The 19379-nt window shown below is 71.0% G+C and carries 19 protein-coding genes; 8 read left to right on the top strand and 11 right to left on the bottom strand.

Going from position 1 to position 19379, the window contains the following annotated elements; genetic code table 11:
* Positions 1-117: 117 nt before the first annotated feature.
* From QSK37_RS29210 to QSK37_RS29220, 3 genes are all read right to left on the bottom strand, one after another.
* Complete coding sequence (locus QSK37_RS29210; RefSeq protein ID WP_285627379.1) at positions 118-1581, bottom strand: alpha/beta hydrolase; 1464 nt, start codon at positions 1579-1581, stop codon at positions 118-120.
* A gap of 260 nt (positions 1582-1841) precedes the next feature.
* Positions 1842-2837 carry an ABC-2 membrane transporter-related protein gene (locus tag QSK37_RS29215; protein WP_285627381.1) on the bottom strand — a complete coding sequence of 332 codons (996 nt, stop codon included), beginning with the start codon at positions 2835-2837 and terminating at the stop codon, positions 1842-1844.
* Entirely contained in the window at positions 2834-3709 is an 876-nt protein-coding gene (locus QSK37_RS29220) for an ABC transporter ATP-binding protein (RefSeq protein WP_285627383.1), read from the bottom strand. The genes QSK37_RS29215 and QSK37_RS29220 overlap by 4 nt, the downstream gene beginning before the upstream one ends.
* A gap of 154 nt (positions 3710-3863) precedes the next feature.
* On the opposite strand from QSK37_RS29220, the gene QSK37_RS29225 reads away from it, so the two are divergent.
* A complete protein-coding gene (locus QSK37_RS29225) occupies positions 3864-4991 on the top strand; it encodes a sensor histidine kinase (RefSeq protein WP_285627386.1) in 1128 nt (375 codons plus the stop codon).
* Positions 4988-5659, top strand: a complete 672-nt coding sequence (locus tag QSK37_RS29230; RefSeq protein WP_285627388.1) for a response regulator — start codon at positions 4988-4990, stop codon at positions 5657-5659. Before QSK37_RS29225 ends, QSK37_RS29230 begins: the two co-directional genes overlap by 4 nt.
* Positions 5660-5722: 63 nt before the next feature.
* Here QSK37_RS29230 and QSK37_RS29235 read toward each other — a convergent pair whose 3' ends face one another.
* A complete protein-coding gene (locus tag QSK37_RS29235) occupies positions 5723-6160 on the bottom strand; it encodes a PaaI family thioesterase (RefSeq protein ID WP_285627389.1) in 438 nt (145 codons plus the stop codon).
* A gap of 122 nt (positions 6161-6282) precedes the next feature.
* Positions 6283-6846 carry an SAM-dependent methyltransferase gene (locus QSK37_RS29240; protein ID WP_285627391.1) on the bottom strand — a complete coding sequence of 188 codons (564 nt, stop codon included), beginning with the start codon at positions 6844-6846 and terminating at the stop codon, positions 6283-6285.
* Between the two features lie 108 nt (positions 6847-6954).
* Here QSK37_RS29240 and QSK37_RS29245 point away from each other — a divergent pair, with 108 nt between their 5' ends.
* Complete coding sequence (locus tag QSK37_RS29245; protein ID WP_285627393.1) at positions 6955-7587, top strand: RDD family protein; 633 nt, start codon at positions 6955-6957, stop codon at positions 7585-7587.
* A 394-nt stretch (positions 7588-7981) separates the two neighbouring features.
* Here QSK37_RS29245 and QSK37_RS29250 read toward each other — a convergent pair whose 3' ends face one another.
* The 6 genes from QSK37_RS29250 to QSK37_RS29275 form a co-directional block, all read right to left on the bottom strand.
* On the bottom strand, positions 7982-9178 hold the full coding sequence (locus QSK37_RS29250) for a hypothetical protein (RefSeq protein WP_285627396.1): 1197 nt from the start codon (positions 9176-9178) through the stop codon (positions 7982-7984).
* Between the two features lie 467 nt (positions 9179-9645).
* On the bottom strand, positions 9646-10020 hold the full coding sequence (locus QSK37_RS29255) for a hypothetical protein (protein ID WP_285572906.1): 375 nt from the start codon (positions 10018-10020) through the stop codon (positions 9646-9648).
* 77 nt (positions 10021-10097) lie between these two features.
* Entirely contained in the window at positions 10098-11477 is a 1380-nt protein-coding gene (locus tag QSK37_RS29260) for a GH1 family beta-glucosidase (protein WP_285627401.1), read from the bottom strand.
* On the bottom strand, positions 11474-12337 hold the full coding sequence (locus QSK37_RS29265; RefSeq protein ID WP_285572908.1) for a carbohydrate ABC transporter permease: 864 nt from the start codon (positions 12335-12337) through the stop codon (positions 11474-11476). The genes QSK37_RS29260 and QSK37_RS29265 overlap by 4 nt, the downstream gene beginning before the upstream one ends.
* Positions 12330-13331, bottom strand: coding sequence for a carbohydrate ABC transporter permease (locus tag QSK37_RS29270; RefSeq protein ID WP_285572911.1), 1002 nt, complete (start codon positions 13329-13331; stop codon positions 12330-12332). The genes QSK37_RS29265 and QSK37_RS29270 overlap by 8 nt, the downstream gene beginning before the upstream one ends.
* A gap of 9 nt (positions 13332-13340) precedes the next feature.
* A complete protein-coding gene (locus QSK37_RS29275) occupies positions 13341-14654 on the bottom strand; it encodes an ABC transporter substrate-binding protein (RefSeq protein WP_285627404.1) in 1314 nt (437 codons plus the stop codon).
* Between the two features lie 127 nt (positions 14655-14781).
* Here QSK37_RS29275 and QSK37_RS29280 point away from each other — a divergent pair, with 127 nt between their 5' ends.
* The 5 genes from QSK37_RS29280 (at position 14782) to QSK37_RS29300 (ending at position 19283) form a co-directional block, all read left to right on the top strand.
* Complete coding sequence (locus QSK37_RS29280; RefSeq protein WP_285627406.1) at positions 14782-16047, top strand: ROK family transcriptional regulator; 1266 nt, start codon at positions 14782-14784, stop codon at positions 16045-16047.
* 89 nt (positions 16048-16136) lie between these two features.
* Positions 16137-16772: a hypothetical protein gene (locus QSK37_RS29285; RefSeq protein ID WP_285627409.1), complete on the top strand. Its 636-nt coding sequence runs from the start codon at positions 16137-16139 to the stop codon at positions 16770-16772.
* Positions 16773-16811: 39 nt separating this feature from the next.
* Positions 16812-18020, top strand: a complete 1209-nt coding sequence (locus tag QSK37_RS29290) for a cytochrome P450 family protein (RefSeq protein WP_285627412.1) — start codon at positions 16812-16814, stop codon at positions 18018-18020.
* 10 nt (positions 18021-18030) lie between these two features.
* Positions 18031-18828 carry a thymidylate synthase gene (locus QSK37_RS29295; RefSeq protein ID WP_285627415.1) on the top strand — a complete coding sequence of 266 codons (798 nt, stop codon included), beginning with the start codon at positions 18031-18033 and terminating at the stop codon, positions 18826-18828.
* A complete protein-coding gene (locus QSK37_RS29300; protein WP_285627418.1) occupies positions 18825-19283 on the top strand; it encodes a dihydrofolate reductase in 459 nt (152 codons plus the stop codon). Before QSK37_RS29295 ends, QSK37_RS29300 begins: the two co-directional genes overlap by 4 nt.
* The last annotated feature ends 96 nt before the right edge of the window (positions 19284-19379 follow it).

The following is a 19379-nucleotide window of genomic DNA, read 5'->3' on the forward strand; positions in this document are numbered from 1 at the left end:
TCCGGCGGCGCTTGGGGGAGTCGGTAGGAGCCGATGGCGCTTTTCGGCGGCGTGGCTGGACCGACGACCGACCCGATGCGGTGGCGGCTGGGGCCGCGAGTCGCCTGCGGCTCGGCTTCATGGGGCGGATGCTTCCGCGAATGGGGTGGCGTCCGGCTCGCAGACGGTGCCGGTGGGAGGAAGGGCGCCGGTCAGCAGGTAGCGGGTCTCGTACTCCATGGCGCAGGCACTGGGGTTCGAGAAGACGGTGTGGCCGTACCCGTCGACGGTCAGCAGGCGGGCACGGGCCAGATCGTGGGACATGGCGACCGCTCCCTTGTAAGAGGTGGCGGGGTCCTTGGAGTTGTTGAGAAGGAGGACGGGATTGGCCGTGCGCTTGTTCCACGGTCCCGTGTACCGGTCTTCGCCCTGCGGCCATCCCGCGCACGGCTCTGTGCTCCAGGCGGGATCGAGCCCCATCGGGCCCGACCTGGCGTAGGCCAGCCGCGCGGCGCTCGTGTAGGCGCTCGGGTCACGCGGGTTGGGACTGTCGGAGCAGACCATGGCCAGGAACTGCTCCCTGCCGGTGTAGACGGCCGTCGACGGTGCGTCGGCGCCGGATCCCCTGGCCTGCCGCTTCGGAGCGGACGGGGAGGAGGCCGCCGGTGCGCCCGATGAGGCCACCCACATCTGTTGCAGCAGGTCGGCGCCCAACGCCCACTGGGACACGCTGCCCAGGGGGATGCTGAGCACCCCGCAGGCGTAGCCGCAGTTCTGCGTGTCGCCGACGGTCACCGGATGTCGACGCAGGCGGCGCAGCAGCGTCTCGTATTTGGCGTGTGTCGCGGCCGGAGTGCCCGCGGAGAACGCGCACGCGGTCGTGGACGCCTCGCCGCACAGGTCGAGAAAGTCCTTGAACACCGCGGCGGACGCCTGGTCGTTGCCTGTGCTCAGAAAGGTCGGCAGTCCGTCCTTCCCGTTGGTGTAGGCGACCGGGTCGAGGACCCCGTCCAGCGCCATGTGCCCGACCTCGGCGGGGAACAGGTTGGCGTACGTGGCGCCGAGTATGGTGCCGTAGGACAGGCCCATGTAGTTCAGCCTCGGGTCACCGACGGCCTGGCGTAGCAGGTCCATGTCGCGGGCCACGTCCGCCGTGCTGGTGTGTTGGAGCAGGCTGCCGTTGAGCTCGGCGCATCGCGCGTCGAAGTCGGTCCACGTGCGAATCCAGGCCGAGGTCTCCTTCGCGCCGACGGGGAACCCGATCGGCGCGCCGGACAGGAACTCGTCTTCCGCCTCGGTGGTCGGGAAGCACCGCACGGCGGTGCTGGAGCCGAACCCTCGCAGGTCGAACCCGACGATGTCGTATCGGGCTCGCCAGGCTGCGGGAAGCTGCTCGTAGCCGGCCGTGAAGCCCGCCAGCTGCACGCTGGGACCACCGCCGTTGACGAACAGTGAGCCGATGCGGTGCGCGGTGTCGGTCGCCCGGTGTCGCTCAACGGCAACGGTGATCGTCTTGCCGCGCGGGTCCCGGTAGTCCAAGGGGACCCGCGCCGTCGCGCACTGGAAGTCCCCGTCGCAGGTCTTCCAGTCCAGCTTTGGCACCGGCGGTGCGGTCGACGTCGAGGCGGTGGCCGGCGTCGCTGCATCGCCTGGCTGTGACGTGGCGACGGATAGGGACACGACGGCGAGCAGGCCGAGCGCCCATATCGCGGCGGTCGGCCGCGGAGATCGGGTGCCGACCGCGCGAGGCCGGGCGGAGCGCGGTCGGTGAGCGGAATGGTCGGCGGTCGACGCGCGGTCTCGTTGCATCTTCTCGTGTCGTCCTCTCTCCATCGCGTGAAATGCGAGCTCGGTGCCGTGTCTCATCGGGACAGGCGGCGGATCCACCAGGCGCCGAACCCGGCCAGCAGAAGAGTCAGGCCGAGGTAGAGGGCCGTTTCGTTTCGCTGAATGCTCCAGAAGCTGCCGGCGGGATGGTAGGTCACCTGTTGCCGGTAGCCCAGGTGAGCGAGTTTGGCGAAGCACGCCTGGCGTTCCTGCTCCGACCGGCCCACGCAGTCCACGAACCAGGAGGGCACCGCGGCCGGGCGACCGGCCGCGTCGACGGTCTGCTGAGCGGCGAGCCAGGCGCCGGGTTCGTCGATGGTGACCGTCACGTGATCGAACATGTTGATGTTCAGCATGTTGTGGCTCGAGATCGTCGTGGTGATGCGCTCAGGGGCGGTGAGGTGCGGCCGGACCGCCATCGACATGGTGATCTGAATGGCGACGAACAGGACGCCGAGGATCGCCATGGCGGGCAGGGTGCGGCGTACGAGGATCCCGATCGTGACGCCGAGAACGAAGAAGAACGCGGCGTAACCGATGGGGACGATGCCGCGTGAGTCGAACACCTCGGGGGCCAGCCTCGGGAAGAGGAGGAACCCCGGCCCGGGAGCGCCGTTTCTGGCCGCGATGGCCTTGTCGATCGGACCGGCCCACCAGGTCACCGCGAGGCCGAGCAGCCCGGAGGCGGCCATGGCGGCCAAGCCGATGAGACCGAGCTTGGCGACCAGCCAGCGGGTGCGTGTGGTCATGGTCCAAGCCAGCCGATGGGTGCCGGCGTCCAGCTCGCGGGTGACCAGCGGGGCACCCCAGAACATGCCGATGAGGGCGGGCAGGACCAGCAGCGCGAGGACGGTGCCGAGGTAGAGGTTCGTCTCGAGACCGCCGATGCCGTCGAGGAATCGGTCACCGCGGGTCTGCTGCAGGTGGGCAAGGTGCGGGCCGGTGGCCGCGAGGGCGGCGAGGATGACGACGACGGCGCCGAAGGCCACCGTTGCCTGCGTGCGGAACTGGCGCCAGGTCAGCCAGATCATCGGAGCGCCTCCGATACGGGAACGGACTGGCTCATATAGGCCAGGGTGAGATCTTCCAGACTCACCGGACTGGTCATCCAGGCGGGGTCGTCCACCCCTGAGTCGGACCGGACGAGCATCGTGGTCCGCCGGTCGGTGTGGTCGGCCGAGACGACGTGCAGCCCAGCCGGAAGGGCGGCAGGGTCCAGGCGCGGGGCGGTCACCACACGGTGGGTGGCCAGCAGTTCACGGACGTCACCGGCCAGCCGTACGCGGGAGGCGACGAGGACGATGAGGTGGTCGCAGACCCGCTCGATGTCGGAGACCAGGTGGGAGGAGTGCACGACACTGAGCTCCTGCTCGGCGGTCGCGTCGCGCAAATCCTCCAGGAACTCGCGGCGGGCGAGCGGATCGAGTGCAGCGACCGGCTCGTCGAGGATGAGCAGCTCGGGCCGCTTGGCGAGGGCGACGGTCAAGGCCAGCTGAGCGCGCTGGCCGCCGGACAGGCTCCCGGCCTGCTGGTCGGAGCGCAGGCCGAGGCGCTGGATCCGCTGTCGTGCCAGCCCCGCGTCCCATCGGGGGCTGAGCCTGGCGCCGAGCTTGAGGTGGTCGGCGACGGTCAGCCGGGCATAGGTCGGTGTGTTCTGGGCGACGAAGCCGACCCTGGCCAGCTGCGCCCGGTCGGCGCCTGGCCGCCCGCCGCACACCTCGATCGTGCCCGCCGTCGGTGTCAGCAGGCCGCCGGCGAGGCTCAGCAGGGTGGTCTTCCCGGCGCCGTTGGGGCCGACCAGGCCGACGACGCGCCCGGCCGGGACGTCGAGGGTGCACTCCGACAGCGCCCAGCGCCGCCGGTATCTCTTGCCCAGGTGCCGGGCCTGCAAGACAGCGGTCATGCCGGCTCCTTGTGGGTGGTTGGTCGGAAGAGCATGCGGTCAACTGTGCCGATGCCGATCGGAAGCGTGTACCGGCTGAAAGTACGGTTCGCGCAGGCCGGACAGTACTTTCGACCGGTGTCCCGAGCCCCGCCGTCTGCGTAGCCTGAACCGCGTGAACCTGCTGGATCGCCTCGCCAGATGGCGCGGGGCAGCGGTCAACACCGGCCTCGCCGTCGTGTTCGCCGTCGTGCTCGCCGTGGAGGACCACAACATCGCGGTCCTCCACCAGATCTGGCTGCTCGACTGCGCCGTCGGACTGGTGGTGTGCACGGCCGCCCTCCTGCGTGCGCGCAGCCACGTGTGGACGGCAGGGGTGAGCCTCGTCGTCGCCGGAGCCGCCGAGCTGGTCGCCGAGCTTTGGGATCTGCGCGGCCAGCCGGGCATCGCGGCCAGCCTGGCCCTGTTCGTCCTCGTCGGTTCCGCGATCCGGGTGCTTCCCTTCCAGTCGGCAGCGCTCATCGTGGCCGGCGGGGGAGCGGTGGCGATCGGTGCGATGAGCGGTCATTCCGCCGTGATGGGCATCCTCGGACTGGGCTGGGGCACCGCGTTCGCGGCCGGGCTGTGGCTTCGCCTCCTCGACGCCCGCCGCCGGGCCGTCATCGAAGCGGTACGGCGGGACGAGCGCCTGGAACTGGCCAGGGAACTGCACGATTCGGCGGCGCACCACATCACCGGCGTCGTGCTCCAGGCACAGGGCGCCCGTATCGCCGCCCGCAAGCACACCGAGACACTGGACGCCACCCTGGCGGAGATCGAGTCCGCCGGGAACGACGCGCTCACCTCCATGCGCCAGGTCATCGCTCTGCTCCGCAACGGCGACGACGCGGGCGGACGCGCACCCGCCCCGGAACAGCTGACAGACCTCGTCGACCGTTTCGCCCAGCACGGCCCCAGGGTGCGGCTCCATCTGCCGAACGGCCCGCCCGATCCGACCTGGCCGCCAGAGGTGACCACCACCATCCACCGGATCGTCACCGAAGCCCTGACCAACATCAAGCGTCACGCATCCGGCACGCGCCAGGCCACCGTGACCCTCACCCACGACGAACGGGCCATCACCGTGGAGATCATCGACGACGCGCCCCCGGCCGCCTCGCCCCGGTTCCATCACGGCAGCGGGTACGGTCTCGTCGGGATGCGCGAACGGGTCGAGGCCCTCGGCGGCACCCTCATCGCCGGCCCGCGCCCCGATGTCGGCTGGTCGGTGCACGCCGCACTGCCCGCTCCTGGCAAGGCATGACCGTGCGTGTCCTGATCGCCGACGATCAGGCGATGGTCCGCAACGGACTACGCCTCATCCTGCAAGACCAGCCCGACATCACCGTGGTGGCGGAGGCCGCGGACGGTGCGGAGGCCATCGCCCTGGCCCGGCGCCTGCGTCCCGACGTGTGCCTCATCGACATCCGGATGCCCCGTCTCGACGGCATCGAGGTCACCCGCGCCCTCGCCGGTCCCGACGTCCACGACCCGCTCCGGGTGGTCATCGTCACGACCTTCGACCTCGACGAATACGTGTACGGGGCGCTGCGAGCCGGGGCCGTCGGCTTCATCCTCAAGGACGCCGGTCCCACCCTGCTCGTCGAAGCGGTACGGGCCGCCGGCACGGGAGACGCCCTGATCTCCCCATCGATCACGGTACGGCTCCTCAAGCATCTCGCCCCCGTCAAGGCGCCGGGCGTCTCCAACACCGCGAGCCGGCTCTCCGACCGGGAGACCGAGGTCGTCCGGGCCATCGCCAGAGGCCGTACCAACCAGGAGATCGCCACCGAGCTGTTCATCTCCATGAGCACCGTCAAGGGCCACGTCGCCAGCGTCCAGACGAAGCTGGGCCTGCGCAACCGAGTGGAGATCGCCGCCTGGGCCTGGGAGAACCGCCTCGCCGAACCTCCCAACGACCGGCGAGGCTAGGCCGGAAGCGGTGACGCCGTGGGGAGCGTTCGTCCGGGGGCGTCGGGGCCGGCGGAGATGCTGTCAGGGCAGGGTCTGGATGCGGGCGGTGGCGGTGGCCACGGCGACCGTCTTGCCATCGGGGGTGGAGAGTTCGCCGGACAGGAAGCACACCTCCCTGCCTCGCTGGACGACGCGGCCGCGGCCGGTCAGGCGGCCCGGGCGCGCCGGGCGCAGAAACTGGACGTGCAGGTCCAGGGTGGGGGCGAACTGGCCCTCCGGCAGCGTTGCGACCAGGGCCGGGCCCAGCGTGTCGTCCAGCATCGCGGCGAGGAAGCCGCCCTGGATCACGCCCGCCGGGTTGACGAACCGCTCGCTCGCCTCGAAAGCCACCTCGATGGTGCCGCGCGCCGGGTCCACCGAGACCAGTTGCCAGCCGAGCGTCTCGGCCGCAGGAGGGGGAGCGACCCGCCCGGCGAGTACGTCCCAGAACAGCCCTTGCCTTTCGTCATGCTCTGTCACGCCTTTCATTTCACCAGCACCCGCCGACATTCCCCGCGCTGAGTCACTCGCACGTCGGGAAAAGTGGCCATGCGGTGTTTTCTCAATCGGGCGTACCTCGACAGCCGGCTAGGGCTGACCGTCTAAAGCGTCGGGCCGCGGCGGGCCAGCATCCGGCGTTTTCCCCGTTCATCCGTGAGGTCGAGCACGGTGAAGTCCTCCGGCAGCAGCGCGGCCGGCTCGCCCGGGGCCAGGCACCACGACGCGGGCAGCGGGCGGTGCCGTCGGGCGTCCTCGGTGAACGCCTCCCATGCGATCGCGCCGCCGGGGAGTACCGCGGCGGCGGCCGGGCCGAAGAGCTCCCGGTCCCAGTAGCCGAAGCAGCGCACCGCCGCGTACGACGACCGGGGCGGACGCCATTCGAGCAGGTCGGCGTGGACGAGCGTGATCCGGTCCCCGAGGCCCCGCCGGCGTACCTCCGCGTCGAGACGTTCGAGGGCGACGTCGGAGACGTCCACCGCGGTCACCGCCCGTCCGGCCTCCGCCGCCGACAGCGGATCGCCCGAGATCCCGCACGCCAGATCCAGCACCGGACCGTCCGGCAGGGGCAGGGCCAGCGCGCGACTGGCCAGGGGATGGACGGAAAAGGACGATGTCGTCCGCGCGGCGTACTTGGCGTTCCATCGAAGCCGGTCGGGCGAATTCATGCGCCGCACGTTACTCCGGCGCAATCGGCCGCCCCTCGGCTGGAGGCACACGAAACGGTTCAACAACGATTTCGACCATTTCTAGCAAATCGGGTCTATTGTTCTGACATGACGCAACCGCCTGATCACCCAGAGGAACGAGCAGGCGCCGAAGGCGCCGCCCCGCCACCCGACCCAGCCCCGGAAACCACCTCCGCGGCGCCCCCACCCCCGGCCGCGGAGCCGTACCCCGCCGCACCGCCGATCGCGGAACCGTACGGACAGTCGGCCCCGCCCGGAATCACGGCGGAACTCGCAGGCCGCTGGTCGCGCCTGTTCGCCGCGATCATCGACGGAATCATCTACAGCGTGATCGGCTGGATCATCGCGGCACCGTTCGCCGGCGCGAGTGCGATGTACGACAACAAACACCTCGGCAGCCGGCTGGCAGCGAACGGCGTCACCGCGATCATCGCGATCATCTACTTCACGTGGCAGCACGGGAAGTGGGGCCGGACGATCGGCAAACGGGCCCTGGGCATCCGGGTCGTCCGGGCACAGGACGGCGGCCCGATCGGCTACGGCACGGCCGCCTGGCGTGTGCTGTTCACCTACCTCATCACGTACGTCACCTGCGGACTCGGCGGCCTCCTCGACGACCTGTGGATCCTGTGGGATTCCAAGAAGCAGGCCCTGCACGACAAGGTCGTCAAGACCTACGTGGTCAAGGCCGACGGCCCCGACCCGTACGCCGGTAACTGAGCGAGGCGACCAGCGGTCGGCGGAAGGCGTTCATGGTTATCCACAAGCCATAGGAGCGCCTTCCGCCGACAAGCCCCCACGCTGGACACTGGAAGTGGGATGGTCCCCCGGGCGGGAGGGCTCCGGCGGGAGGGCTCCGGCGGGAGGGCTCCGGCGGAAGGGCTCCGGCGGAAGGGCTCCGGCGGAAGGGCTCCGGCGGAAGGGCTCCGGCGGAAGGGCTCCGGCGGGAGGGCTCCGGCGGAAGGGCTCCGGCGGAAGGGCTCCGGCGGAAGGGCTCCGGCGGAAGGGCTCCGGCGGGAGAGGAACCGCGGATGGGAGGACCCAGGGCGAGGCCCCGGGCGAGAGGGTCCCAGGCGACGGGCTCAGGCGGAGGGTGAGGCCGGTTGGTCGACGGTTACGGGCGAAATATCTTGATGACCGGCTGGCCCCACGCGGAGAAGGGGAACGTCGATCGGGGCACGGTGCGGAAGTGGTCCGCCCCCACATTCCAGAGGGTCGACGTGCCGGGGACTTCGGCGGTCGGCGTCTCACCGTTCTTCGTCGTCGCACCCCGTAGGGGCTGTGGCGCGCCCGTCCAATGCCGGCTGTCGCCGCGGATGAGGCTGTGGCCGTCGGAGGACCAGAGCCACAGGCCCCCATGGCCGTCACTGGTCGCCTTGTCGATGTCGAAGCCCATGGGAGTGCTCCGTCGGGTCCAGCGACGTCCATCCCACGCGCGTACCAGTGTCCGGTGCGACGCGTCTTCCTGGCTGTCGTACTCCTCCGTGGTGACCGTGCACGTGCCGTCACTCGTCACGGCCACCGCCGTGAGATCGCTGTACCTTCTCGACCGCGGTACGGGCAGGAGGGCCCACCGCCCGTCCTGGTAGTGCGCGATTTCGGCTCTGTCCGGGGTCCCCTGGAGGCCCAGCCACAGCCCTCCGGCCGGATCCACGCCCATGGCGGACGAGTAGTCGAGGTCCCCCATGGGCGGTCCCGGCACCGTGACCCGTGACCACGAACCCGCCTGCCGGCGGACCAGGAACGGTGAGGAGGCGTCGCCCGTGTCGGCGACGCCCCAGACCCCCGACGACGTCACGGCCAGGGCCTCGAACGCGGCGTTCCTCGGCAGGCCGTCGGCCGCCGGCGACCAGCGGTGTCCATCCCAGTGGATCGCGGCAGGCGGAGAGATTCCCGGCGCGTGCGAGGGACCGGCCGTCGCCCACGCATCGCGCGGCGAGACAGCCACGACCGAGGTATAGCTCTGTGCCCGCGGCGTGGGGACTCGCAGCCACCGGCGTCCGTTCCAGTGTTCGATCAGGCCGACGTACGTCCCCCACACACCGGGGGCTCCGGTCGTGCCGCAGTAGCCGGCGGCCCACGCGTCGTGCGGCCCCGTCGCGGTGATCCCCGACAACTCGCCGAACACGTCGCGGCGTCCCATCACGTTCCGGCACGCCACGCTGGGCGTCGTCCGCCAGCCTGATCCGCCGGGCATCCCGTCGCCAGTCCGCGTGTACCGGCGCACCGCGATGGCGTCCGACGCGGCCACCAGAGCTCCGACCACGGCCACGACCGCGATGACCCGGCCCGATCGCCCGATGTCCACCATGCGCGCACACCATAGAGAACGGGTCCCCGGTATGGCGCCGTGATCAGTGAGAGTCATGCATTCCCCACACGCGCGGCACGCGGAACGGCCTACCGGCCGCGGGGTGGGCCGATCCGCGGAACCGGCCAGCGGTAGCCGTGGAGGAGGTGGCGGGATATGCCGTCCTGGCGTGGTGGCGGTTCGGCGGGTGGCGGTGGGAGTGGGCGAGCCCGCCCCGCGGGCACACGTACCGGTAGCGGTAGCCCGTCGAGGAAGTGGCGGGACATGCCGTCCTGGCGTGGTGGCGTTCGGCGGGTGGCGGTGGGAGTGGGCGGGAGCCGAGCCCGCCTCGCGGGGCAGACGGCGGGCTACCGGTAGCGGTAGCCGTGGAGGAGGTGGCGGGACATGCCGTCCTGGCGTGGTGGCGGTTCGGCGGGTGGCGGTGCGGGTGGGCGGGGGGCGAGCCCGCCCTGCGGGCAGACGACGGGCTACCGATAACGGAAGCCGTCGAGGAAGCGGCGGAACACGCCACCCTCGCGCGGTAGGGGCTTGGACGGTGGGGGTGCCGTCTCGCGTTGCCGCGCCACCGGCTGGTCGTAGTCGGTCCGCGCGATGGCGTCGACGACCTGCTCCTCCGTGAAGTCCGCCGAACCCTCGATCTTCGGTACGAAGCCGACGAGCATCCCGTTGCGCATGACCTGTGCCTCCAGGCCGGCGGTGCCGTCGGTGTCCCACTCGGCGTCGCGTCCGCCGGGCAGCGACACGCGTACGCCGAACTGGCCGACGCCGGCCCGGAGCAGATGCGCGTTGATGCCCCGGTCGCGCAGCGCGTCCACGACCCGTCGTGCTCGGTTCTCCTCCATGCGCTCAAGGTAGCCGCCCAGGTGAACGGCCGGTACCGCCGGCGGCCCGTGACCAGGCCGCCGGGGGCAGGGCTGCGTCAGGCGGCGCGTTCGCCGTCGCGGCGGTGGGTGCGGATGAGGTCGCCGTACCGGTGCCCGCTGCCCTTGATGATCCGCTGCTGCGTCTCATAGTCGACGTACACGAGCCCGAAGCGCTTGTCGTACCCGTACGCCCACTCGAAATTGTCCAGCAGCGACCACACGAAGTAGCCGGCCACCGGCGCGCCGCGGCGGGACGCGCGGACGCAGGCGGCCAGATGTTCCTCCAGGTACCGGATCCGCTCCGGGTCGTCGACCTGTCCGTCCGGGCCGACCACGTCGGGCCAGGCGGAGCCGTTCTCCGTCACGTGGATCCGTGAGGCGCCGTAGTCATCGGTCAGCCGCATGAGCAGCCGCTCCAGCCCCTCGTCGCGGATCTCCCAGTCCATCGCCGTGCGGCGGACGTCCGGCCGGTGCACCTCCCGGGTGAACGGCGGGGGTCCGGACGGGTCGTCGGCGATGGTGGTCGGGAAGTAGTAGTTGAGCCCGAGCCAGTCGAGCGGCGCGGCGATGGTCTCCAGGTCGCCGGGGCGTTCGGGCAGATCGACGCCGTAGACCTCGACCATGTCCGCCGGGAAGCCGCGGCCGTGGACCGGGTCGAGCCACCAGCGGACCGAGTGCCCGTCGGCGCGGCGGGCCGCCGCGACGTCGGCCTCGGAGTCGCTGGCCGGTTCGGCGTACCCGAGGTTGTTCACGATGCCGACCTGCGCGTGCGGTACGGCCGCGCGGATCGCCTGGGTGGCCAGGCCGTGGCCCAGGAGCAGGTGGTACGACGCCGGCACGGCGACCGCGATGTCCGACAGGCCGGGCGCCATCGTGCCCTCGAGGTGGCCGATCCACGCCGAGCAGAGCGGCTCGTTCAGCGTGGTCCACTGGGTCACCCGGTCGCCGAGCGCGGCGGCGACGTGGGCGGCGTACGCGGCGAAGTGCTCGGCGGTGTCGCGGGCGGGCCAGCCGCCGCGGTCCTGGAGCACCTGGGGCAGGTCCCAGTGGTACAGGGTCGGGTAGGGCGTGATGCCGGCCTCGAGGAGCGCGTCGACGAGCCGGTCGTAGAAGGCGAGGCCGGCCGGGTTGACCGGGCCGTCGCCGCCGGGCACGACGCGCGGCCAGGCGATCGAGAAGCGGTAGGCGTTCACGCCGAGCCGCTTCATGAGCTCGATGTCCTCGGGCCAGCGGTGGTAGTGGTCACAGGCGACGTCGCCGTTGTCGTTCCCGTCGATCTTGCCGGGGGTGTGGGAGAACGTGTCCCAGATGGACGGCGATCGGCCGTCCTCCGCGACGGCGCCTTCGACCTGGTACGCGGCGGTGGCCGTGCCCCAGACGAAGTCGGCCGGGAGAGAGGTGAGGTCGTGCACGGACTGCCCTTCTGTGTGGGTCACTTGACGGCCCCGGCGGTGAGGCCGGTGACGAGGTAGCGCTGAAGGAGCAGGAACCCGGCGACGACCGGCACGCTGACGACCAGCGAGGCGGCCATGACCTGGTTCCAGTAGACGTCGTACTGGGTGGAGTAGCCGCGGAGGCCCACGGCGAGGGTCCGGGTGACGTCGTTGGTCATGACGGAGGCGAACAGCACCTCGCTCCACGCCGTCATGAAGGCGTAGACGGCGACGGCGACGATGCCGGGAACGGCGGCCGGGATGACGACGCGGAACAGCGCGCCGAGCGGCCCGCACCCGTCGACCATCGCCGCCTCGTCCAGGCCGCGCGGGATCGACTCCATGTACCCGGCGAGCATCCAGATGGAGAACGGCAGGGAGAAGGTCAGGTAGGTGATGATGAGCCCGCCCCGCGAGCCGTACAGGGCGATGCCGGTGACGTTCCCGATGTTGACGAAGATCAGGAACAGCGGCAGCAGGAACAGGATGCCGGGGAACATCTGGGTGGACAGCACCGTGATCGTGAAGATCCGCTTGCCCTTGAACCGGTAGCGGCTCACCGCGTACGCCGCGAAGATCGCGATGAGCACCGACAGGCCGGTCGCCGCCGCGGAGACGATCGTGGAGTTCACGAAGTAGTGCGCGAGCGGCACGGTGTGCCAGATGTCCACGTACGGGCGGAGCGTGAGGCGGCCGGGGAACCAGCGGAACTTGTCAGTGACGTCCTGCAGCGGCTTCAGCGACGTGCTGATCATGACGTAGACCGGCACGGCGGCGAAGAGCCCCATCAGGGTCAGCACGATCCGCCGGGTCCACACGAACGACATCGGCCGGGCGGTCGGCGACCGGTACGCGCTAGGCATTGCTCCTCCGGTTGCTCAGGGAGGTGACGGCCAGGTACGCCGCGGTCACCACGAGGAGGAAGAGCAGCATCAGCACGGACATCGCCGAGCCGGAGCCGAAGTTCCAGGTGTGGAACGACGCCTGGTAGATGTGCACGGAGATCAGGTCGCCCGCCGGGGGCGCCGACTGGCCGAACAGCACGTACGGCACGTTGAAGTCGTTGAACGTCCACAGGAACAGCACGAGGACGAGCACGCGGTTGATCGGGCGCAGGGACGGCATGGTGATCCGCCGGATCTGCTGCCAGATACCGGCGCCGTCGATCGCGGAGGCCTCGTACAGCTCGTCGGGGATGTTCTGCAGGCCGGCCATGATCACGAGCAGCGCGAACGGCCAGTTGCGCCAGACCGAGACGACGACCACGGAGATGAAGCTGTTGCCGCCGATCAGCCAGAACGCCGGCTTGGAGGTCAGGTGCAGCTGGTCGTGCAGCACGTGGTTCACCAGGCCGTTGTCGTGCTGGAGCATGAACGCCCAGATGATGACGGACGCGTAGACGGGCAGCGCGTACGGCGTCATGAACAGCGCGCGGAGGAAGCCCCGCCCGCGGAAGGTGTCCTGCATCAGGATCGCCCCCGTGATCCCGAGCAGCCAGGAGAACCCGACGGCGAGCACGGCGAACGCGCAGGTGATGAGGAAGGAGTGCAGCAGTGCGCTGCCGACCGCGCCGTTGACGTCGACGACGACGCGGTAGTTGCGCAGGCCCGCCCCGGGCGCCTGTCCCCAGTTGCGGATGTAGAACTGGGTGAGTTCCTTGAAGCTCATCACGACGCCGACGACCATCGGCACCAGGTGGATCAGCAGCTCCATGAGGATGGCGGGCAGCACGAGCAGGTACGGAACGGCGCCCCGGCCGACCGAGTAGCTCCGCCGAGGTTTCTTGCGCCCCCGCGCCGAGCCGGGAAGAGAACCGTCCTCCCGGCTCGGCGCGGTCGCGCTGGTGGTCGCGGCCATGGGGCGACCTCAGCCCGCCATCTGCTGCTGGGCCTTCTCAAGGCGCTTGCGGACCGAGTCGTCGGTGACCGGCCGGCCGGCCGCGGCGTCGGCGAACAGGTCCTTCAGCGCGGGGCCGACCACGTCCTCGAACTGCGACTCCTTCGCCACCTGGGGGAGCGCCACGGCGCTCTTGGCGAGACCCTGACGCAGGACGGTCTGCTCCGGGTTGGAGAACTGCGGGTCCGACTGCGCGGAGGTCACCGGCGGGATCGAGCCGTACTTGCCGTTGAGGATCTTCTGCTCCTCGTCGCTCGTCATGAACTTGACGAACTTCAGCGCGCCGTCGCGGTTCTGGGTGTTCTTGAAGACGGCGAGGTTGATGCCGGCGACCATCGTGTCGACCTGGGTGCCCTGGCCCGGCGCGCCGGACTGCACGGGCACCGGGGCGATGCCCCAGTCGTCCGCCTTCATGCCGCGCTGCGCGAGCTGGACGCCCGCGGCCTGCCAGAGCAGCATCCCGGCCTTGCCCTTGGCGAAGTCCTCCAGCGACTGGTTCTGCGCGTACTCGGCGTCGCCCGCCGCGGTGATCTTGTCGCTGGCCATGAAGTCGACGAACTGCTTGACGCCCGCGACGGCACCGGGGGAGGTGAAGGTCGGGTTGCCGGCGGCGTCGAAGAAGTCCCCGCCGTGCTGTTTGGCGAAGATGTACGCGTGGTGGATGTTCTCGGCGTTGTTCGCGCCCTCGATGGCCAGGCCGTACTTTCCGCCGCCGGTCAGCTTCTTGCCGTCGGTGATCAGCTCGGACCAGGTGGCCGGCGGGTTCGCGATGCCGGCGTCCTTGAAGAGCTTCTTGTTGTAGTAGAGGCCGTAGGCGAGGGAGTAGAGCGGCACGGCCGCCGGGTCCTTGCCGGCCGCGCCGGTCGAGCCGAGCGCGGAGGCCACGAACCGCTGCTTGCCGCCGATGGCATTGAAGTTGCCGTCGTCGAAGGGCAGCAGCGCGCCCGTGGCCTGTAGCGACGCCGACCAGGTGTTGCCGATGTTGAGGACGTCGGGGCCCTGGCCCGAGGAGGCGGCGGTCAGGATGCGGTTGAGCAGATCCGGCCAGCCGACCACTTCGAGCTTGACGTGGATCCCCGTCTGCTTCTCGAACTTCTGCAGTTCGGGCGTGAGCTTCTGCTTGTCATCGTCGAGGTTCTTGCCCTGGTTGCTCGCCCAGTAGGTGAGCGTCTTGGGACTCTTGTTACCGCCGTTGCCGGTGGCGGTGCCGCCGCCACATGCGGTCAGGGCGGCGGTGGCGACGGTGATGGCTGCTATCGCAGCGGTGATCCGGGTCCTGCGCATGGTCGGGGCCCTCTCCGGAGGCGACTTCGGCGGGGAAGTTAATTTAGGTTATGAGTTAAGACGTGAGAGAAGATCCTCGTCAAGACTTTGGGGGCGGTAGGTTGCGTCATCGGGGAGGATGGCCGTGATGAGGGATCGAGAGAAGCGGACGGTGCGCGATCTGCGCCGCACCAACCGCTCGGCCGTGCTGCGCAAGCTCTACTTCGACGGGCCGCTCAGCCGGCAGGAACTGGCACCGGCCACCGGGCTCAGCTCCGGTTCGATCAGCAACGTCGTCGCGGAGCTCACCGCCGACGGGCTGCTGGAGGAGGCCGGCTCGGTCGGCTCGGACGGAGGCCGCCCCCGCACTCTGCTGCGCGTCGCGCGCCGCAGCGCTTACCTGATCGGCGTCGACGTCGGTGAGACGCGGGTGCGCGTGGAGCTGTTCGACCTCGCGCTGACCGAGCTGGCGCGCGCCGAGCGGCCGCTCGCCGCGCGCGGGTACGACGTCGACCGGATCGTCGGGTTCATCCGCGACGCGGTGGCCGACGTGCTGCGCGAGGCGGACGTCGCGCCCGAGTCGCTGCTCGGCGTCGGCGTGGGCGTGCCCGGCATCGTCGACCGCAGTTCGCCCGGCGGCGCGGTCGTGCACGGGCAGACCGTCGGCTGGGACGCCGTGCCGATCGAGTCGCTGCTGCGCGACGCCGCCGCCCTGCCGCCGGAGGTGCCGCTGTTCATCGACAACGGCGCGAAGACCCTCGGCCAGGCGGAGATGTGGTTCGGCGCGGGCCGGGGAGCGCGTCACGCGGTGATCGCGCTGATCGGCTCCGGCGTCGGCGCGTGCATCATCACCGACGGCGTCCTGTACGGCGGCGCGCACAGCAGCGCGGGCGAGTGGGGCCACACGACGATGCAGGTGCGCGGCCGGGCGTGCCGCTGCGGCGCGCGGGGCTGCCTGGAGGCGTACGCCTCCGCCGAGGCCGTCCTGGAACGCTGGGCAGAGATCGGCGGCGATCCGGGTGACGCCGACGAGGAGACCGCGCTCGCCGCGTTCCTCGCGTCCGCCGCGCCCGCCGACGAGGGCGACCGGGGCGCCGTGGACGAGAAGGCCGCCGCGCTGCTGGAGGAGACCGCCGAGTACCTGGGCGCCGGCATCGCCGACCTGGTGAACCTCTTCAACCCCGAGCGGATCATCATCAGCGGGTGGGCGGGTCTCATGCTCGGGCGGCACGCCCTGCCCGCCGTGCGCCGGGCGGCCGGCGCGTACGCCCTGCGCCACCCGGTCGAACGCACCACGATCGAGCTGGGCCGGCTCGGCCCGGACGCCGTCACGGTGGGCGCCGCGACGCTGCCGCTCGCCGACTTCCTCAGCCGGGGCGGCCGTGGACGAGAGTCGGCCCCGGCCGCACGATGACCGTCGCCCGGCCGGGCGACGGGCACTTGACGCACGGCGGCTCTGCCGTACGGTCGGGTGGGGGTGGGCCGGGCGGAAGGATCAAACGGGTGAGACGGTTGACGATCGTGGCGGGTGTGCTCGCCGGAGTCGTCGTCCTCGGCGGCGGCGCCTTCGCGCTGTTCCACGACGACGAGACGTTCACGGTCTCCCGCTACCGCGCCATGTGCGACAAGCCGCACGGCTTCAAGCAGGCGGCGGCGCGTTCCGCGACGCAACCGCACCCGGTCTTCGTGTACGGCTACTGGAACGTGCGTGAGGACCATCCGGAGGCGTTCGGCGCCGGGGCGCTCGACGTCTGGGATCCGGCCGATCCCGCGAAGGTCCAGCTCGTCGCGTGCGTCGACACCGCCGGCCGGGGCGCGTTCGTGAAGCGCTGCGACTACACCGCGCAGTCCGGGCCCATCGACGGCCCGCTCGGAGGCCCCGGCGGGCCCACGGGCAACTACTCCGTCGACCTGTACAAAACGGAGTTCCGCGTCACCTTGTACGCGGCCCGCACCGGCGCACGCGTCGCCACCGCGCGGTTCTCCGGCGACCGGTTCGGCGCGGACGAGGACGAGAACGGCGACCCCTGCTCACCGGCGACGGTCGTCCACGCGAACGACCCCCGTGGCAGCGTGCGGGAGGGCACCCCGTACATCCGCCAGATCCGTGACGCCCTGACCCCCTACGTGACCCACTGACGGCTGCGAGTTCCGGAAGGATCATGGCAGGATCGCCGCATGACGACCGCTGACGACCCTTTCATCGCCGTACGCGACGGTGCGCGGCACCGGGCGCTCGCCGAGCTGGCCGCGGCCGGCCCGGTGCACCACCTGAGGCTCGCGACCGGCGCGGACGCCTGGGTCGTGACCGGTCACGCCGAGGCCAGGGCCGTGCTGACCGACCCGCGGGTGGTCAAGAGCGGCGCGTCCACCTCGCCGTACGGGGCCGAGCTGCCGGCCGAGCTGGTGACGGCGCTGGACTCCCACATGCTGAACACCGACCCGCCCGAGCACACACGGCTGCGGCGCCTGGTGTCGGCCGCCTTCACCCGGCGGCGGGTCGAGGCGCTGGCGCCGCGCATCGAGCGGATCTGCGACGAACTGCTCGACGGGCTGGAGGAGACGCTGAAGGCGGAGGGCGAGGCGGACCTGATCACCGCGTTCGCCGCGCCGCTGGCCATCACGGTGATCTGCGAGCTGCTCGGCGTGCCGCCCGGATCGCGGGAAGACGTGCGCGCGTGGGCCGGGCCGCTGCTGGCGGGCCGGTTCGCCGGGTACGAGGCCTACCACCGCGCGTCGGAGGAGATGGTGGCGTTCCTGCGCGGGCTGCTGGCGGACAAGCGCCGCGACCCGGCCGACGACCTGCTGTCCGCGCTGATCGCGGTCCGCGACGGCGAGGACCGGCTGACCGAGGACGAACTGACCTCGATGGTCCACCTGCTCCTGCTCGCCGGGCACGAGACGACCGTCAACCTCATCGCCAACGGGATGAACGCCCTGTTCGCCGATCCCGCCCAGCTCGCGCTACTGCGGGCCGAGCCGGAGCGGCTGCCCGCCGCGGTCGAGGAGCTGCTGCGCTACGACTCTCCGGCACAGGTGCCGATCCCGGCCATCACCGCCGAGCCGATCGAGGTGGCCGGGCGGCGGATCCCGGCGGGGGAGAACATCGTCGTCGCGCTGCTGGCGGTCAACCGCGACCCGGCGCGCTTCCCCGACCCCGGCGTCCTCGACCTGACCCGCGACGCCGGCGGCCACCTGGCGTTCGGCCACGGCGTCCACCACTGTCTGGGCGCCCCGCTGGCCCGGCTGGAGACCCGGATCGCGCTGGCCGCGCTGCTGCGCCGGTTCGGCGACCTCACGCTCGCGGTGCCCGCCGAGTCGCTGGAACGGCTGCCGTCCCTGATCATCAACCGGCTGGCGACCCTCCCGGTACGGCGGGGGCACTAAGGTCACGGGCATGCCGGACACCCAGTACGAAGACCTGCTCCGCCACGTGCTCGACACGGGCGCCCGCAAGGAGGACCGCACCGGTACGGGCACCCGGTCGATCTTCGGGCACCAGCTGCGCTACCGGCTGTCCGACGGCTTCCCGCTGATCACGACCAAGAAGGTCCACTTCCGCTCGATCGCGTACGAGCTGCTGTGGTTCCTGCGCGGCGACGCGAACGTCACGTGGCTGCGGGAGAACGGCGTGACGATCTGGGACGAGTGGGCCGCGCCGGACGGTGACCTCGGCCCGGTCTACGGCGTGCAGTGGCGGTCGTGGCCGACGCCCGACGGCGGGCACGTCGACCAGATCGGCGAGGTGCTCCGCACGCTGCGCGAGAACCCCGACTCCCGGCGGATCATCGTGTCCGCGTGGAACGTCGCCGACATCCCGCGAATGGCGCTGCCGCCGTGCCACGCGTTCTTCCAGTTCTACGTCGCCGACGGCCGGCTCTCCTGCCAGCTGTACCAGCGCAGCGCGGACCTGTTCCTCGGCGTGCCGTTCAACATCGCGAGCTACGCGCTGCTGACGCACATGATCGCCGAGCAGGTGGGCCTCGGCGTCGGTGACTTCGTCTGGACCGGGGGCGACTGTCACATCTACGACAACCACGAGGACCAGGTCCGCACGCAGCTCGCCCGCGAGGCGCGGCCGTTCCCCACGCTGGGCCTGAAGCCGGCGGACAGCCTGTTCGACTACACCTACGAGCACATCGCGCTCGACGGCTACGACCCGCACCCCGGCATCAAGGCACCGGTGGCGGTGTGATCGGGCTCGTCTGGGCGCAGTCGGCGAACGGCGTCATCGGCCGCGACGGCACGCTGCCGTGGCGCCTGCCGGAGGACCAGAAGCACTTCCGCTCCCTGACCGCGGGCGCGGCCGTGCTCATGGGCCGCCGCACCTGGGAGTCGCTCCCGCCGCGGTTCCGGCCGCTGCCGGGCCGGCGCAATCTCGTGCTGTCGCGCACGCCGCAGGAGGGCGTGGAGACGTTCCCCGACCTGCCGCAGGCGCTCGCCGCGGTGTCCGGTGACGTGTGGGTGATGGGCGGCACCGCGGTGTACCGGGCGGCGCTGCCGTTCGCGGACCGGATCGTGGTCACCGAGATCCGGGAGTCCTTCGAAGGTGACACGCACGCACCGGACGTGGGGCGCCCGCCGGACTCCGTCGGGGCGTGGCAGGAATCGTCGACCGGGCTGCACTACCGGTTCCTGGCCTGGGGCTGAGGCCGGGAACCGGTCGGCCCGCACCCAGCCATGGTGGGCACGGGCCGACCGGTTCGCGCTCATTGAAACACGCCGGCCGGGCCCTGCGGCGCGGCC

Origin of the sequence: Actinoallomurus iriomotensis, assembly GCF_030269445.1 — a bacterium.
Lineage (GTDB): Bacteria > Actinomycetota > Actinomycetes > Streptosporangiales > Streptosporangiaceae > Actinoallomurus > Actinoallomurus iriomotensis.